The following is a 16,562-nucleotide window of genomic DNA, read 5'->3' as shown; positions in this document are numbered from 1 at the left end:
CGAGGTGTTTATGCTTGATGAAAAAAGTTCGAATACCGCGTCTGTCGTGGTGCTATGTACGGCACCGGATGAAGCGACAGCCCAGGATTTAGCCGCCAAAGTGCTGGCGGAAAAACTGGCGGCCTGCGCGACCTTGATCCCCGGCGCAACCTCTCTTTATTACTGGGAAGGTAAGCTGGAGCAAGAATACGAAGTGCAGATGATTTTAAAAACTACCGTATCTCACCAGCAGGCACTGCTGGAATGCCTGAAGTCTCATCATCCATATCAAACCCCGGAACTTCTGGTTTTACCTGTTACACACGGAGACACAGATTACCTCTCATGGCTCAACGCATCTTTACGCTGATCCTGCTACTTTGCAGCACTTCCGTTTTTGCCGGATTATTCGACGCGCCGGGACGTTCACAATTTGTCCCCGCGGATCAAGCCTTTGCTTTTGATTTTCAGCAAAACCAACATGACCTGAATCTGACCTGGCAGATCAAAGACGGTTATTACCTCTACCGTAAACAGATCCGCATTACGCCGGAACACGCGAAAATTGCCGACGTACAGCTGCCGCAAGGCGTCTGGCATGAAGATGAGTTTTACGGCAAAAGCGAGATTTACCGCGATCGGCTGACGCTTCCCGTAACCATCAACAAGGCGAGTGCGGGAGCGACGTTAACTGTCACCTACCAGGGCTGTGCTGATGCCGGTTTCTGTTATCCGCCAGAAACCAAAACCGTTCCGTTAAGCGAAGTGGTCGTCAACAACTCAGCGCCACAGCCTGTGTCTGTTCCGCAGCAAGAGCAGCCCACCGCGCAATTGCCCTTTTCCGCGCTCTGGGCGTTGTTGATCGGTATTGGTATCGCCTTTACGCCATGCGTGCTGCCAATGTACCCACTGATTTCTGGTATCGTGCTGGGCGGTAAACAGCGGCTCTCCACTGCCAGAGCATTGTTGCTGACCTTTATTTATGTGCAGGGGATGGCGCTGACTTACACGGCACTGGGTCTGGTGGTTGCCGCCGCAGGGTTACAGTTCCAGGCGGCGCTACAGCACCCATACGTGCTCATTGGCCTCGCTATCGTCTTTACCTTGCTGGCGATGTCAATGTTTGGCTTGTTTACTCTGCAACTCCCCTCTTCGCTGCAAACACGTCTCACGCTGATGAGCAATCGCCAACAGGGCGGCTCACCTGGCGGTGTGTTTGTTATGGGGGCGATTGCCGGACTGATCTGTTCACCATGCACCACCGCACCGCTTAGCGCGATTCTGCTGTATATCGCCCAAAGCGGGAACATGTTGCTGGGGGGCGGCACGCTTTATCTCTATGCGTTGGGCATGGGCCTGCCGCTGATGCTAATAACCGTCTTTGGTAACCGCCTGCTGCCGAAAAGCGGCCCGTGGATGGAACAAGTCAAAACCGCGTTTGGTTTTGTGATCCTCGCACTGCCGGTCTTCCTGCTGGAGCGAGTGATTGGTGATATATGGGGATTACGCTTGTGGTCGGCGCTTGGTGTCGCATTCTTTGGCTGGGCCTTTATCACCAGCCTACAGGCCAAACGCGGCTGGATGCGCGTGGTGCAAATAATCCTGCTGGCAGCGGCATTAGTTAGCGTGCGCCCACTTCAGGATTGGGCATTTGGTGCGACGCATACCGCGCAAACTCAGACGCATCTCAACTTTACACAAATCAAAACGGTAGATGAGTTAAATCAGGCGCTCGTTGAAGCCAAAGGCAAACCGGTGATGTTAGATCTCTATGCCGACTGGTGCGTCGCCTGTAAAGAGTTTGAGAAATACACCTTCAGCGACCCGCAGGTGCAAAAAGCGTTAGCAGACACGGTATTACTTCAGGCCAACGTCACTGCCAACGACGCACAAGATGTGGCGCTGTTAAAGCATCTTAATGTCCTTGGCCTACCGACAATTCTCTTTTTTGACGGACAAGGCCAGGAGCATCCACAAGCACGCGTCACGGGCTTTATGGATGCTGAAACCTTCAGCGCACATTTGCGCGATCGCCAACCGTGAACGACACTTGCAGTGGGAAAGACGGAGGAAAATAGCGTGCAACGTGAAGATGTACTGGGAGAAGCCCTGAAATTATTAGAATTACAAGGGATTGCCAACACCACGCTGGAGATGGTTGCTGAACGTGTGGATTATCCACTGGACGAGCTGCGCCGTTTCTGGCCAGACAAAGAGGCAATCCTCTACGATGCGCTGCGTTATCTTAGCCAACAGATAGATGTCTGGCGTCGTCAGCTGATGCTGGACGAAACGCAAACCGCCGAACAAAAGCTGCTGGCACGTTATCAGGCGTTATCGGAGTGCGTTAAAAACAACCGCTATCCGGGCTGTCTGTTTATCGCTGCCTGTACGTTTTATCCCGATCCTGGCCACCCTATTCATCAACTGGCCGATCAGCAAAAAAGCGCGGCCTACGATTTCACCCACGAACTGTTAACCACGCTGGAAGTTGACGATCCGGCGATGGTAGCAAAGCAGATGGAACTGGTGCTGGAAGGCTGTTTAAGCCGAATGCTGGTGAATCGTAGCCAGGCGGATGTCGACACCGCACATCGGCTGGCAGAAGATATCCTGCGCTTCGCTCGCTGCCGCCAGGGTGGCGCACTGACCTGACAGAAACACAGAAAAGAAGCGATTTGCCGCAATCTTAAGCAGTTGAATCGCTTTTACTGAAATTAGGTTGACGAGATGTGCAGATTACGGTTTAATGCGCCCCGTTGCCCGGATAGCTCAGTCGGTAGAGCAGGGGATTGAAAATCCCCGTGTCCTTGGTTCGATTCCGAGTCCGGGCACCAAATTCATATAAACGGACCTCCACGGAGGTCCGTTTTTCGTTTCAGGACGCCACAATTTAAGCGTTCTGCCTAAAAATCATTTCTACCGAACTCAACCAGATTCTCCCCACATCACCAGCAATTTGCGGGCATATCCCAATTCGGGAAAATTTGTTCCTGAGCGATAGCACTGACTGACGTGAAATGTCGCGCGGCCCCGTGATGCTGTTGAACGTCAAATGACGTCATCAGGAGCGTAACGCATCCATAAAGCACAACCTCGGGCAGAACGCCGACTGATGAGATTTTCTGAATGAGAACAAAGAGAAATGTATCAGTCCGCTTGCTCATGCAAAGACTAACAATCCATAAAAATAGTAAGCGCTCCGGGCAATTTTCCATGGATTATTTTCTGAACATTTTTCTTTGGCAAAGATGATGAATTTTGATGGTAAGGAATATTACTTCTGGTTCTCAGTAAAATCCTTTCGTAATACTATGTGATCAAGAAGTTTATGGCTGGTAAAAATAACGTCTTGCATTCACCAATAATATGTAAATAAACCCATCTATAGATGGTAAAAATAGGTTGTGGCAATTATCATTGCATCATTCCCTTTTCGAATGAGTTTCTATTATGCAACAACCTGTAGTTCGCGTTGGCGAATGGCTTGTTACTCCGTCCATAAACCAAATTAGCCGCAATGGGCGTCAACTTACCCTTGAGCCGAGATTAATCGATCTTCTGGTTTTCTTTGCTCAACACAGTGGCGAAGTACTTAGCAGGGATGAACTTATCGATAATGTCTGGAAGAGAAGTATTGTCACCAATCACGTTGTGACGCAGAGTATCTCAGAACTACGTAAGTCATTAAAAGATAATGATGAAGATAGTCCTGTCTATATCGCTACTGTACCAAAGCGCGGCTATAAATTAATGGTGCCGGTTATCTGGTACAGCGAAGAAGAGGGAGAGGAAATAATGCTATCTTCGCCTCCCCCTATACCAGAGGCGGTTCCTGACACAGATTCTCCCTCCCACAGTCTTAACATTCAAAACACCGCAACACCACCTGAACAATCCCCTGTTAAAAGCAAACGATTCACTACCTTTTGGGTATGGTTTTTTTTCCTGTTGTCGTTAGGTATCTGTGTAGCACTGGTAGCGTTTTCAAGTCTTGATACACGTCTTCCGATGAGCAAATCGCGTATTTTGCTCAATCCACGCGATATTGACATTAATATGGTAAATAAAAGTTGTAACAGCTGGAGTTCCCCGTATCAGCTCTCTTACGCGATAGGCGTGGGTGATTTGGTGGCGACATCACTTAACACCTTCTCCACCTTTATGGTGCATGACAAAATCAACTACAACATTGATGAACCGAGCAGTTCCGGTAAAACATTATCTATTGCGTTTGTTAATCAGCGCCAATACCGTGCTCAACAATGCTTTATGTCGGTAAAATTGGTAGACAATGCAGATGGTTCAACCATGCTGGATAAACGTTATGTCATCACTAACGGTAATCAGCTGGCGATTCAAAATGATTTACTGGAGAGTTTATCAAAAGCGTTAAACCAACCGTGGCCACAACGAATGCAGGAGATGCTCCAGCAAATTTTGCCTCATCGTGGTGCGTTATTAACTAATTTTTATCAGGCACATGATTATTTACTGCATGGCGATGATAAATCATTGAACCGTGCCAGTGAATTATTGGGTGAGATTGTTCAATCATCCCCAGAATTTACCTACGCGAGAGCAGAAAAAGCATTAGTTGATATCGTGCGCCATTCTCAACATCCTTTAGATGAAAAACAATTAGCAGCACTGAACACAGAAATAGATAACATTGTTACACTACCGGAATTGAATAACCTGTCCATTATATATCAAATAAAAGCGGTCAGTGCTCTGGTAAAAGGTAAAACAGATGAGTCTTATCAGGCGATAAATACTGGCATTGATCTTGAAATGTCCTGGCTAAATTATGTATTGCTTGGCAAGGTTTATGAAATGAAGGGGATGAACCGGGAAGCAGCTGATGCATATCTCACCGCCTTTAATTTACGCCCAGGGGCAAACACCCTTTACTGGATTGAAAATGGTATATTCCAGACTTCTGTTCCTTATGTTGTACCTTATCTCGACAAATTTCTCGCTTCAGAATAAGTAACTCCCGGGTTGATTTATGCTCGGCAATATTTGTTGTTGAGTTTTTGTATGTTCCTGTTGGTATAATATGTTGCGGCAATTTATTTGCCGCATAATTTTTATTACATAAATTTAACCAGAAAATATCCCGCAATCCATTGTAAACATTGAATGTTTATCTTTTCATGATATCAACTTGCGATCCTGATGTGTTAATAAAAAACCTCAAGTTCTCACTTACAGAAACTTTTGTGTTATTTCACCTAATCTTTAGGATTAATCCTTTTTTCGTGAGTATTCTTAGCGCCAGTTTGGTCTGGTCAGGAAATAGTTATACATCATGACCCGGACTCCAAATTCAAAAATGAAATTAGGAGAAGAGCATGAGTTCTGCCAAGAAGATCGGGCTATTTGCCTGTACCGGTGTTGTTGCCGGTAATATGATGGGGAGCGGTATTGCATTATTACCTGCGAACCTAGCAAGTATCGGTGGTATTGCTATCTGGGGTTGGATTATCTCTATTATTGGTGCAATGTCGCTGGCGTATGTATATGCCCGACTGGCAACAAAAAACCCGCAACAAGGTGGCCCAATTGCTTATGCCGGAGAAATTTCCCCTGCATTTGGTTTTCAGACAGGTGTTCTTTATTACCATGCTAACTGGATTGGTAACCTGGCGATTGGTATTACCGCTGTATCTTATCTTTCCACCTTCTTCCCAGTATTAAATGATCCTGTTCCGGCGGGTATCGCCTGTATTGCTATCGTCTGGGTATTTACCTTTGTAAATATGCTCGGCGGTACCTGGGTAAGCCGTTTAACCACTATTGGTCTGGTGCTGGTTCTTATTCCTGTGGTAATGACAGCTATTGTTGGCTGGCATTGGTTTGATGCTGCGACTTATGCTGCTAACTGGAATACTGCGGATACCACCGATGGTCATGCGATCATTAAAAGTATTCTGCTCTGCCTGTGGGCCTTCGTGGGTGTTGAATCCGCAGCAGTAAGTACTGGTATGGTTAAAAACCCGAAACGTACCGTTCCGCTGGCAACCATGCTGGGTACTGGTTTAGCAGGTATTGTTTACATCGCTGCGACTCAGGTGCTTTCCGGTATGTATCCGTCTTCTGTAATGGCAGCTTCCGGTGCTCCGTTTGCAATCAGTGCTTCAACTATCCTCGGTAACTGGGCTGCGCCGCTGGTTTCTGCATTCACCGCCTTTGCGTGCCTGACTTCTCTGGGCTCCTGGATGATGTTGGTAGGCCAGGCAGGTGTACGTGCCGCTAACGACGGTAACTTCCCGAAAGTTTATGGTGAAGTCGACAGCAACGGTATTCCGAAAAAAGGTCTGCTGCTGGCTGCAGTGAAAATGACTGCCCTGATGATCCTCATCACTCTGATGAACTCTGCCGGTGGTAAAGCATCTGACCTGTTCGGTGAACTGACCGGTATCGCAGTACTGCTGACTATGCTGCCGTACTTCTACTCTTGCGTTGACCTGATTCGTTTTGAAGGCGTTAACATCCGCAACTTTGTCAGCCTGATCTGCTCTGTACTGGGTTGCGTGTTCTGCTTCATCGCGCTGATGGGCGCAAGCTCCTTCGAGCTGGCAGGTACCTTCATCGTCAGCCTGATTATCCTGATGTTCTACGCTCGCAAAATGCACGAGCGCCAGAGCCACTCAATGGATAACCACACAGCGTCTAACGCACATTAATTAAAAGTATTTTCCGAGGCTCCTCCTTTCATTTTGTCCCATGTGTTGGGAGGGGCCTTTTTTACCTGGAGATATGACTATGAACGTTATTGCAATATTGAATCACATGGGGGTTTATTTTAAAGAAGAACCCATCCGTGAACTTCATCGCGCGCTTGAACGTCTGAACTTCCAGATTGTTTACCCGAACGACCGTGACGACTTATTAAAACTGATCGAAAACAATGCGCGTCTGTGCGGCGTTATTTTTGACTGGGATAAATATAATCTCGAGCTGTGCGAAGAAATTAGCAAAATGAACGAGAACCTGCCGTTGTACGCGTTCGCTAATACGTATTCCACTCTCGATGTAAGCCTGAATGACCTGCGTTTACAGATTAGCTTCTTTGAATATGCGCTGGGTGCTGCTGAAGATATTGCTAACAAGATCAAGCAGACCACTGACGAATATATCAACACTATTCTGCCTCCGCTGACCAAAGCACTGTTTAAATATGTTCGTGAAGGTAAATATACTTTCTGTACTCCTGGTCACATGGGCGGTACTGCATTCCAGAAAAGCCCAGTAGGTAGCCTGTTCTATGATTTCTTTGGTCCGAACACCATGAAATCTGATATTTCCATTTCAGTATCTGAACTGGGTTCTCTGCTGGATCACAGTGGTCCACACAAAGAAGCAGAACAGTATATCGCTCGCGTCTTTAACGCAGACCGCAGCTACATGGTGACCAACGGTACTTCCACTGCGAACAAAATTGTTGGTATGTACTCAGCTCCGGCAGGCAGCACCATTCTGATTGACCGTAACTGCCACAAATCGCTGACCCACCTGATGATGATGAGCGATGTTACGCCAATCTATTTCCGCCCGACCCGTAACGCTTACGGTATTCTTGGTGGTATCCCACAGAGTGAATTCCAGCACGCTACCATTGCTAAGCGCGTGAAAGAAACACCAAACGCAACCTGGCCGGTACATGCTGTAATTACTAACTCTACCTATGATGGTCTGCTGTACAACACCGACTTCATCAAGAAAACACTGGATGTCAAATCCATCCACTTTGACTCCGCGTGGGTGCCTTACACCAACTTCTCACCGATTTACGAAGGTAAATGCGGTATGAGCGGTGGCCGTGTAGAAGGGAAAGTGATTTACGAAACCCAGTCCACTCACAAACTGCTGGCGGCATTCTCTCAGGCTTCCATGATCCACGTTAAAGGTGACGTAAACGAAGAAACCTTTAACGAAGCCTACATGATGCACACCACCACTTCTCCGCACTACGGTATCGTGGCGTCCACTGAAACCGCTGCGGCGATGATGAAAGGTAATGCTGGTAAGCGTCTGATCAACGGTTCCATTGAACGTGCGATCAAATTCCGTAAAGAGATCAAACGCCTGAGAACGGAATCTGATGGCTGGTTCTTTGATGTATGGCAGCCGGATCATATCGATACGACTGAATGCTGGCCGCTGCGTTCTGACAGCACCTGGCACGGCTTCAAAAATATCGATAACGAGCACATGTATCTTGACCCGATCAAAGTCACCCTGCTGACTCCGGGGATGGAAAAAGACGGCACCATGAGCGACTTTGGTATTCCGGCCAGCATCGTGGCGAAATACCTCGACGAACATGGCATCGTTGTTGAGAAAACCGGTCCGTATAACCTGCTGTTCCTGTTCAGCATCGGTATCGATAAGACCAAAGCACTGAGCCTGCTGCGTGCTCTGACTGACTTCAAACGTGCGTTCGACCTGAACCTGCGTGTGAAAAACATGCTGCCGTCTCTGTATCGTGAAGATCCTGAATTCTATGAAAACATGCGTATTCAGGAACTGGCTCAGAATATCCACAAACTGATTGTTCACCACAATCTGCCGGATCTGATGTATCGCGCATTTGAAGTGCTGCCGACGATGGTAATGACTCCGTATGCTGCGTTCCAGAAAGAGCTGCACGGTATGACCGAAGAAGTTTACCTCGACGAAATGGTAGGTCGTATTAACGCCAATATGATCCTTCCGTATCCGCCGGGAGTTCCTCTGGTAATGCCGGGTGAAATGATCACCGAAGAAAGCCGTCCGGTTCTGGAGTTCCTGCAGATGCTGTGTGAAATCGGCGCTCACTATCCGGGCTTTGAAACCGATATTCACGGTGCATACCGTCAGGCTGATGGCCGCTATACCGTTAAGGTATTGAAAGAAGAAAGCAAAAAATAATTAGCTCGTACAAGGGAAGTGGCTTGCCACTTCCCTTTTTTGCTCATAAGGAGAACACATGAAAACACCCTCACAGCCGCGCGCGATATACTATATCGTGGCGATCCAAATCTGGGAGTACTTCAGTTTTTACGGCATGCGTGCCTTACTCATTCTCTATCTCACCCATCAGCTTGGTTTTGATGATAACCATGCCATCAGCCTGTTCAGCGCATATGCTTCTCTGGTTTACGTTACCCCTATTCTCGGCGGCTGGCTTGCCGACCGCCTGCTCGGCAACCGCACTGCAGTGATTGCCGGCGCGCTGTTAATGACCCTTGGCCATGTGGTGCTGGGCATTGATACAAATACAACCTTTAGCCTGTATCTGGCGCTGGCAATCATTATTTGTGGCTACGGTTTATTCAAATCAAACATCAGCTGTTTGCTTGGCGAGCTCTACGACGAGAACGATCATCGACGTGATGGCGGTTTTTCGCTGCTGTATGCTGCGGGCAATATCGGTTCTATCGCCGCCCCCATCGCCTGCGGCCTGGCTGCTCAGTGGTATGGATGGCATGTTGGCTTTGCCCTTGCGGGTGGCGGCATGTTTATCGGTTTGTTGATTTTCTTAAGCGGTCATCGTCATTTCCAGTCCACGCGTAGTATGGATAAAAAAGCGCTCACTAGCGTTAAATTTGCCTTACCGGTATGGAGCTGGTTAGTGGTGATGCTCTGTTTAGCCCCAGTATTTTTTACCCTGCTGCTGGAGAACGACTGGTCCGGATATTTGCTGGCGATCGTTTGCCTTATTGCCGCACAAATCATTGCCCGCATGATGATCAAATTCCCCGAACACCGCCGTGCTCTTTGGCAAATTGTATTGTTGATGTTTGTCGGGACGTTGTTCTGGGTACTGGCACAACAGGGCGGCAGTACCATCAGCTTGTTTATCGATCGCTTTGTGAATCGTCAGGCATTCAATATTGAAGTACCTACTGCACTATTCCAGTCGGTGAACGCAATTGCGGTGATGCTCGCTGGGGTTGTTCTGGCCTGGCTGGTGTCGCCAGAAAGTCACGGCAACTCAACATTGCGCGTCTGGCTGAAGTTTGCCTTTGGCTTACTACTGATGGCTTGTGGCTTTATGTTGTTGGCATTTGATGCCCGACATGCAGCAGCTGACGGTCAAGCGTCAATGGGCGTGATGGTATCCGGGCTGGCGCTAATGGGCTTTGCCGAACTCTTTATTGACCCGGTGGCGATTGCGCAAATCACGCGTCTGAAAATGTCTGGCGTATTAACCGGGATTTATATGCTGGCAACAGGCGCGGTCGCCAACTGGCTGGCAGGCGTAGTGGCACAGCAGACGACAGAGTCGCAAATTAGCGGTATGGCAATTGCAGCTTACCAGCGATTCTTTTCTCAAATGGGAGAGTGGACGTTGGCTTGTGTCGCGATCATCGTCGTATTGGCCTTTGCTGCCCGTTTTCTGTTTAGCACGCCGACGAACATGATACAGGAGAGCAACGATTAACTGTCGTAAAAACAATTGGTTATGAATAAATTAACTTTCAGTTTATCACACTAGTAAATTGAGATTAATAAGTCATTTAAACCATTTTGATGGTTATTTATTAGTGATATCAACTTGAGGTAAGCGTTAGTTTCGATAAGATAAACTGAGTTATTAATAGTCGAGGCAGATAATACAGTGTACCGATCTGTCTCTTTATCTACGCTAAATTGAAAGCTGGATTTAGAGGAACCAAAATGTCTGAACGAGAAACACGGGGAGCCAATGAGGCTATTGATTTTAACGATGAACTGAGAAATCGCCGCGAAAAACTGGCGGCACTGCGTCAGCAAGGTGTGGCGTTTCCCAATGATTTTCGCCGCGACCATACCTCTGACCAGTTGCACGAAGAGTTTGATGCGAAGGATAACCAGGAACTGGAATCCTTAAACATTGAAGTCTCGGTTGCTGGCCGAATGATGACCCGTCGTATCATGGGGAAAGCCTCCTTTGTAACGTTGCAGGATGTCGGTGGCCGTATTCAACTGTACGTTGCAAGAGATAGCCTGCCAGAAGGTGTTTATAACGATCAGTTTAAAAAATGGGATCTGGGTGACATTATCGGTGCCCGCGGTACGCTGTTTAAGACGCAAACGGGTGAGCTTTCCATTCACTGTACTGAGCTGCGCCTGCTGACTAAAGCACTACGTCCTTTACCAGATAAATTCCATGGTCTGCAGGATCAGGAAGTCCGTTATCGTCAACGTTATCTGGACCTCATCGCTAACGATAAATCCCGTCAAACGTTTGTTGTCCGTTCAAAAATTCTGGCCGCTATCCGTCAGTTCATGGTCGCGCGCGGCTTTATGGAAGTAGAAACCCCGATGATGCAGGTAATTCCAGGTGGGGCATCTGCTCGCCCGTTTATTACCCATCATAATGCTCTGGATTTAGATATGTATCTGCGTATCGCGCCGGAGCTGTATCTGAAACGTCTGGTTGTAGGCGGTTTTGAACGGGTATTCGAAATCAACCGTAACTTCCGTAATGAAGGTATTTCTGTTCGCCATAATCCTGAGTTCACAATGATGGAACTCTACATGGCGTATGCGGATTACCACGATTTGATTGAACTGACGGAGTCCCTGTTCCGCACCCTGGCACAAGAGGTTCTTGGTACCACTAAAGTCACTTATGGCGAGCATGTGTTTGATTTCGGCAAACCGTTTGAAAAACTTACCATGCGCGAAGCAATCAAAAAATATCGTCCAGAAACCGATATGGCCGACCTGGATAATTTTGATGCTGCTAAAGCATTAGCTGAATCTATCGGTATTACGGTAGAGAAAAGCTGGGGGCTGGGACGTATTGTGACGGAGATCTTTGATGAAGTGGCAGAAGCACATCTGATTCAGCCAACCTTTATTACGGAATATCCGGCAGAAGTGTCACCGCTGGCACGCCGTAATGATGTTAACCCGGAAATCACCGACCGTTTTGAATTCTTCATCGGTGGTCGTGAAATCGGTAATGGTTTTAGCGAATTAAACGACGCAGAAGACCAGGCTGAACGTTTCCAGGAACAGGTTAACGCTAAAGCTGCAGGTGACGACGAAGCCATGTTCTATGACGAAGATTACGTGACTGCGCTGGAATATGGTCTGCCGCCAACCGCTGGTCTGGGTATTGGTATCGACCGAATGATTATGCTGTTTACTAACAGCCATACTATTCGCGACGTTATTCTCTTCCCAGCGATGCGCCCACAGAAATAAATTTCACTAAATGAACGAAGCAGTCAGGCGACTGCTTCGTTCGTCGTTCCGCAAATCCAGTTTTGAGGAGAGACGCTTCGTTTCAAGATAACCAGCGGGTCCACTCAACTACAGCTCCTAAAAGAGAGAAAAAAGTAATGCCACAGGCAGACTCATTGGCCAGGTTATTCCTACCAGGAATGCACTAAGTAAACGAATATGTGTTTTCTCATGTGAGATAAACCAGATAATGACAAAGGATATGTTCACACCAATCACATAAAAAATTAATATTTTAGAGAATAGTGCCATTTTTTATGTTCTTCTTATCCTTCCTGGCTACTTGTAAAACTGACGGAAATAGTCATCAACGGTCATAATGTTGAGGTCAAAATCAATATCCGGTAAGTCTAAGCATTTAAGCCTGATTAAATCTTCGATTTCACTTGCGGCTAACGATGTCGTTATTGCGAAGGAATTTTCATTCAATTGTCGTGGTATCCCATATTCATCAGCCACGATAGAGGAGAAATTCATATCATACATCAATGATCTTAACCTTAAGAACACTGAGGAATAAGATGATGGATAATCAAAAGAAACAACATAAGTATTGAACTTGTTTTTACCTTCCATAATATGACTCCTATCAATTTTAAACGCTCTGGGGACGCAAAACTTATTAACCCCGATCGATGATTCTCATATAGGAGATATTCTTTTTTTTTTGCTCAGTAAAGGGGATGACTTGGGACAAAAAAACGCGCTCTCTGACCATTCTTTGTGCATCCCCCTACCCTTCAGATGCTCTCCTGCATCACCCCGCGGAGAGCATGAAAAATATCGTGACTCTGTACTCTCCCATCAACTGCGAATATCATCATACTCCCGCGTTTTATCAAATTCGTGTTTCGCAAATGGACATAATGGGATAATTTTTCGTTTTTCCCGACGCATTTTTTCCACGACTTTCGCAACCAGCTGTTTACCAATCCCTTGCCCTTTCAGGCTTTCATCGACATCGGTATGTTCGATAATCGCTAAATTCTCTCCGGTCGGCACAAAGACAATTTCAGCGATTTGCTTGCCCTGTTCGTCATTAATGTAAAATTTATTGTGGCCTTCGCGTATTTCCATTTTACCCTCGCTTATTTATGACGGTATTTCAGCGCGCCACTCGGGCACGTATCAATCACTTTCACCACAGTGGCGACGTCGACTTCATCCGGCATGATCCACGGCTTACGTTTGAGATTAAATAACTTGCCGTTGCCACGTACGCAATTGCCAGAATGCTGACATATCGCAGTATTGAAATAGACATCGATCTTTTCGCCGGTATAACAGCGATAACCCCCGTCCAGTAGCGCCCGATCCATGACCTTCCCTCTCTCATCAGTATGGTTTTCACTATAAGCATAGCCCTGGAATCTTCATACAGCACTGGCAGTTTCCGTTGCCAGAATCTCTTCCCCTATATAGCCAATCATTCTTACTCCCTTTGAATTACCCGCCTCATCAGAGATAATGCTTAAGAAATTTGTCACACAAGGAAGCTGATGAGACATTCATTGCCCTACCGCATGTTACGCAAACGTCCGATGAAATTGAGTACCACTGTGATCTTAATGGTCAGCGCGGTACTGTTCTCGGTGCTATTGGTGGTGCATCTGATTTACTTCTCGCAAATCAGTGATATGACGCGAGACGGGCTAGCCAACAAGGCACTGGCGGTGGCGCGTACCCTCGCCGACTCGCCGGAAATCCGTCAGGGCTTGCAGAAAAAACCGCAGGAGAGCGGCATCCAGGCCATCGCGGAAGCCGTGCGCAAACGCAACGATCTGCTGTTTATTGTCGTTACCGATATGCAAAGTCTTCGCTACTCGCATCCTGAAGCCCAGCGTATTGGTCAGCCATTTAAAGGTGATGACATCCTTAAAGCGCTGAATGGCGAAGAAAATGTCGCTATCAATCGCGGTTTTCTGGCGCAGGCTTTACGCGTATTTACCCCCATCTACGATGAAAATCATAAGCAAATTGGCGTGGTGGCGATCGGCCTTGAGTTAAGCCGCGTGACCCAACAGATCAATGACAGTCGCTGGAGCATTATCTGGTCGGTATTATTTGGCATGCTGGTCGGACTGATTGGCACCTGCATTCTGGTTAAAGTACTGAAAAAAATTCTTTTTGGCCTGGAACCCTACGAAATCTCCACGCTGTTTGAGCAGCGCCAGGCCATGTTGCAGTCCATCAAAGAAGGCGTCGTTGCCGTGGACGATCGCGGTGAAGTCACGCTGATCAACGATGCCGCACAAGAATTGCTGAATTACCGTAAGTCGCAGGACGATGAGAAGCTGTCGACGCTAAGCCACTCGTGGTCACAGGTAGTAGATGTCTCGGAAGTGTTACGCGACGGTACGCCGCGCCGCGACGAAGAGATTACGATTAAAGACCGGCTATTACTGATCAACACCGTTCCGGTGCGCAGTAATGGCGTTATCATCGGTGCCATTTCAACCTTCAGAGACAAAACTGAAGTACGTAAACTGATGCAGCGACTCGACGGTCTGGTCAACTATGCTGACGCACTTCGTGAACGATCCCACGAATTTATGAATAAATTGCATGTGATTCTCGGATTATTGCATCTGAAGAGTTATAAGCAGTTGGAAGATTACATTCTCAAAACAGCCAATAACTATCAGGAAGAGATTGGCTCTCTGCTGGGTAAGATCAAATCTCCGGTTATCGCTGGTTTTTTAATCAGCAAGATTAACCGCGCGACCGATTTAGGCCATACGCTGATTTTAAACAGTGAAAGCCAACTGCCAGACAGCGGCAGTGAGGACCAGGTCGCGACGCTGATTACCACATTGGGAAATCTGATAGAAAACGCGCTGGAAGCATTAGGGCCGGAACCCGGAGGCGAAATTAGCGTAACATTGCACTACCGTCACGGCTGGCTGCACTGTGAAGTTAACGATGATGGACCGGGGATCGCACCCGACAAAATCGATCACATTTTTGACAAAGGTGTCTCGACAAAAGGAAGCGAGCGAGGCGTCGGTTTAGCACTTGTCAAACAACAGGTAGAAAATCTCGGCGGCAGCATCGCCGTGGAATCGGAACCCGGGATTTTCACACAATTTTTTGTCCAGATACCCTGGGACGGGGAGAGGTCGAACAGATGATCAATGTATTAATTATCGATGACGACGCAATGGTCGCGGAGCTGAATCGCCGATACGTAGCACAAATCCCAGGCTTTCAATGCTGTGGAACAGCCTCGACGCTGGAGAAAGCCAAAGAGATTATCTTCAATAGCGATACGCCTATCGACCTGATATTGCTCGATATCTATATGCAAAAAGAGAACGGGCTCGATTTACTGCCTGTCCTGCATAACGCGCGTTGCAAAAGTGATGTGATTGTCATCTCCTCCGCAGCCGATGCGGCAACCATTAAAGATTCCCTGCATTACGGTGTTGTGGATTACCTGATCAAACCCTTCCAGGCTTCCCGCTTTGAAGAGGCGCTCACCGGCTGGCGGCAAAAGAAAATGGCGCTGGAAAAACATCAGTATTATGACCAGGCCGAGCTTGATCAGCTAATCCACGGCAGCAGCTCCAACGAGCAGGATCCTCGTCGCTTGCCAAAAGGCTTAACGCCGCAGACGTTACGCACGCTGTGCCAGTGGATTGACGCGCATCAGGACTATGAGTTTTCAACCGACGAGCTGGCTAACGAGGTTAACATCTCGCGTGTTTCCTGCCGAAAATACCTCATCTGGCTGGTCAACTGCCACATCTTGTTCACCAGTATCCATTATGGCGTCACAGGGCGTCCGGTTTACCGTTACCGTATTCAGGCAGAACACTACTCACTGCTGAAACAATATTGCCAATAACGGATCGCTGGTTATCTGTAAGTAATAATTATTACCGTAATGCAAAATACCCCTGGCACAAGTTACATTCTTCATCAGTAAAACTTGTGCCAGATCAAATATAATTATCCCTCCATCATCGTTAAAAATTAATATCTCTTCAGATGAACGGTGTTTTTAATTTCAAAACGCTAACAAAAGTTAATTAACTATTATGTCACCCGCATTATGTGTATTTTTACCCACAAATGGGTAGATCAGATTAATCTATAAACCTAATGATATCTGCCCTGAGAACAAAAAATAGACCGATAAATATCAATAAGATAACAGCAAACAAAACATTAACATCTGCGCAGTACAAACTATAAACCCATCGCCAGAGAGTTTTTCTCTCTGAAAAAGCCGCTTATCACAGTGCATAAATTTGCCGCTGCTTTAATCAGCCAATATTCACTGTGAGGTATTTGCTAAAGCCGGTAACGACCAAACGGATATTTAGTCAGGCTCTGAAAACAGTTCATACAAA

The 16,562-nt window shown here is 47.1% G+C and carries 14 protein-coding genes and 1 tRNA gene; 11 read left to right on the top strand and 4 right to left on the bottom strand.

The annotated features are described in order from the left end of the window. Nucleotides 1-10 precede the first annotated feature (10 nt). From cutA to lysS, 9 genes are all read left to right on the top strand, one after another. On the top strand, nucleotides 11-349 hold the full coding sequence (gene cutA, locus G434_RS07610; protein ID WP_000883400.1) for a divalent cation tolerance protein CutA: 339 nt from the start codon (nucleotides 11-13) through the stop codon (nucleotides 347-349). After that, nucleotides 325-2,022, top strand: a complete 1,698-nt coding sequence (gene dsbD, locus G434_RS07615) for a protein-disulfide reductase DsbD (protein ID WP_000068915.1) — start codon at nucleotides 325-327, stop codon at nucleotides 2,020-2,022. The genes cutA and dsbD overlap by 25 nt, the downstream gene beginning before the upstream one ends. A 36-nt stretch (nucleotides 2,023-2,058) precedes the next feature. Further along, nucleotides 2,059-2,634: a transcriptional regulator gene (locus G434_RS07620; RefSeq protein ID WP_001188520.1), complete on the top strand. Its 576-nt coding sequence runs from the start codon at nucleotides 2,059-2,061 to the stop codon at nucleotides 2,632-2,634. Nucleotides 2,635-2,740: 106 nt separating this feature from the next. After that, nucleotides 2,741-2,816, top strand: a tRNA-Phe gene (locus G434_RS07625). Between the two features lie 616 nt (nucleotides 2,817-3,432). Beyond that, nucleotides 3,433-4,971 carry a lysine decarboxylation/transport transcriptional activator CadC gene (gene cadC, locus G434_RS07630; RefSeq protein WP_001187196.1) on the top strand — a complete coding sequence of 513 codons (1,539 nt, stop codon included), beginning with the start codon at nucleotides 3,433-3,435 and terminating at the stop codon, nucleotides 4,969-4,971. A 365-nt stretch (nucleotides 4,972-5,336) separates the two neighbouring features. Then, nucleotides 5,337-6,671, top strand: a complete 1,335-nt coding sequence (cadB, locus tag G434_RS07635; RefSeq protein WP_000092909.1) for a cadaverine/lysine antiporter — start codon at nucleotides 5,337-5,339, stop codon at nucleotides 6,669-6,671. Between the two features lie 79 nt (nucleotides 6,672-6,750). Next, nucleotides 6,751-8,898 carry a lysine decarboxylase CadA gene (gene cadA, locus G434_RS07640; protein WP_001295383.1) on the top strand — a complete coding sequence of 716 codons (2,148 nt, stop codon included), beginning with the start codon at nucleotides 6,751-6,753 and terminating at the stop codon, nucleotides 8,896-8,898. 58 nt (nucleotides 8,899-8,956) lie between these two features. After that, the gene (gene dtpC, locus G434_RS07645) at nucleotides 8,957-10,414 is read left to right on the top strand and encodes a dipeptide/tripeptide permease DtpC (RefSeq protein ID WP_000856848.1); all 1,458 of its coding nucleotides are present in this window, start codon (nucleotides 8,957-8,959) and stop codon (nucleotides 10,412-10,414) included. Nucleotides 10,415-10,650: 236 nt separating this feature from the next. Continuing rightward, nucleotides 10,651-12,168: a lysine--tRNA ligase gene (lysS, locus tag G434_RS07650; RefSeq protein WP_000003806.1), complete on the top strand. Its 1,518-nt coding sequence runs from the start codon at nucleotides 10,651-10,653 to the stop codon at nucleotides 12,166-12,168. 117 nt (nucleotides 12,169-12,285) lie between these two features. On the opposite strand, the gene ghoT is transcribed toward lysS, so the two are convergent. The 4 genes from ghoT to yjdI all read right to left on the bottom strand — a co-directional run bounded on the left by ghoT (nucleotide 12,286) and on the right by yjdI (nucleotide 13,526). Then, nucleotides 12,286-12,459, bottom strand: a complete 174-nt coding sequence (gene ghoT / locus G434_RS07655; protein ID WP_001173343.1) for a type V toxin-antitoxin system toxin GhoT — start codon at nucleotides 12,457-12,459, stop codon at nucleotides 12,286-12,288. 27 nt (nucleotides 12,460-12,486) lie between these two features. Beyond that, nucleotides 12,487-12,783: a type V toxin-antitoxin system endoribonuclease antitoxin GhoS gene (ghoS, locus tag G434_RS0125725; protein ID WP_000398619.1), complete on the bottom strand. Its 297-nt coding sequence runs from the start codon at nucleotides 12,781-12,783 to the stop codon at nucleotides 12,487-12,489. Nucleotides 12,784-13,011: 228 nt separating this feature from the next. Further along, a complete protein-coding gene (locus G434_RS07660; protein WP_000405647.1) occupies nucleotides 13,012-13,284 on the bottom strand; it encodes a GNAT family N-acetyltransferase in 273 nt (90 codons plus the stop codon). An 11-nt stretch (nucleotides 13,285-13,295) separates the two neighbouring features. Next, nucleotides 13,296-13,526, bottom strand: a complete 231-nt coding sequence (gene yjdI / locus G434_RS07665) for a 4Fe-4S mono-cluster protein YjdI (RefSeq protein ID WP_000373291.1) — start codon at nucleotides 13,524-13,526, stop codon at nucleotides 13,296-13,298. 180 nt (nucleotides 13,527-13,706) lie between these two features. Between yjdI and G434_RS07670 the strand changes: the two genes are divergently transcribed. Together G434_RS07670 and dcuR are read left to right on the top strand one after the other, a co-directional pair. Continuing rightward, on the top strand, nucleotides 13,707-15,338 hold the full coding sequence (locus G434_RS07670; RefSeq protein WP_001216477.1) for a sensor histidine kinase: 1,632 nt from the start codon (nucleotides 13,707-13,709) through the stop codon (nucleotides 15,336-15,338). Continuing rightward, nucleotides 15,335-16,054, top strand: a complete 720-nt coding sequence (dcuR, locus tag G434_RS07675; protein WP_000611288.1) for a two-component system response regulator DcuR — start codon at nucleotides 15,335-15,337, stop codon at nucleotides 16,052-16,054. Before G434_RS07670 ends, dcuR begins: the two co-directional genes overlap by 4 nt. Nucleotides 16,055-16,562 lie beyond the last annotated feature (508 nt).

The organism is Escherichia sp. KTE172 (genome assembly GCF_000408845.1).
GTDB lineage: Bacteria > Pseudomonadota > Gammaproteobacteria > Enterobacterales > Enterobacteriaceae > Escherichia > Escherichia coli.
The sequence above is the reverse complement of the archived record's forward strand: the minus strand, read 5'-3'. Positions and strand labels throughout refer to the sequence as shown.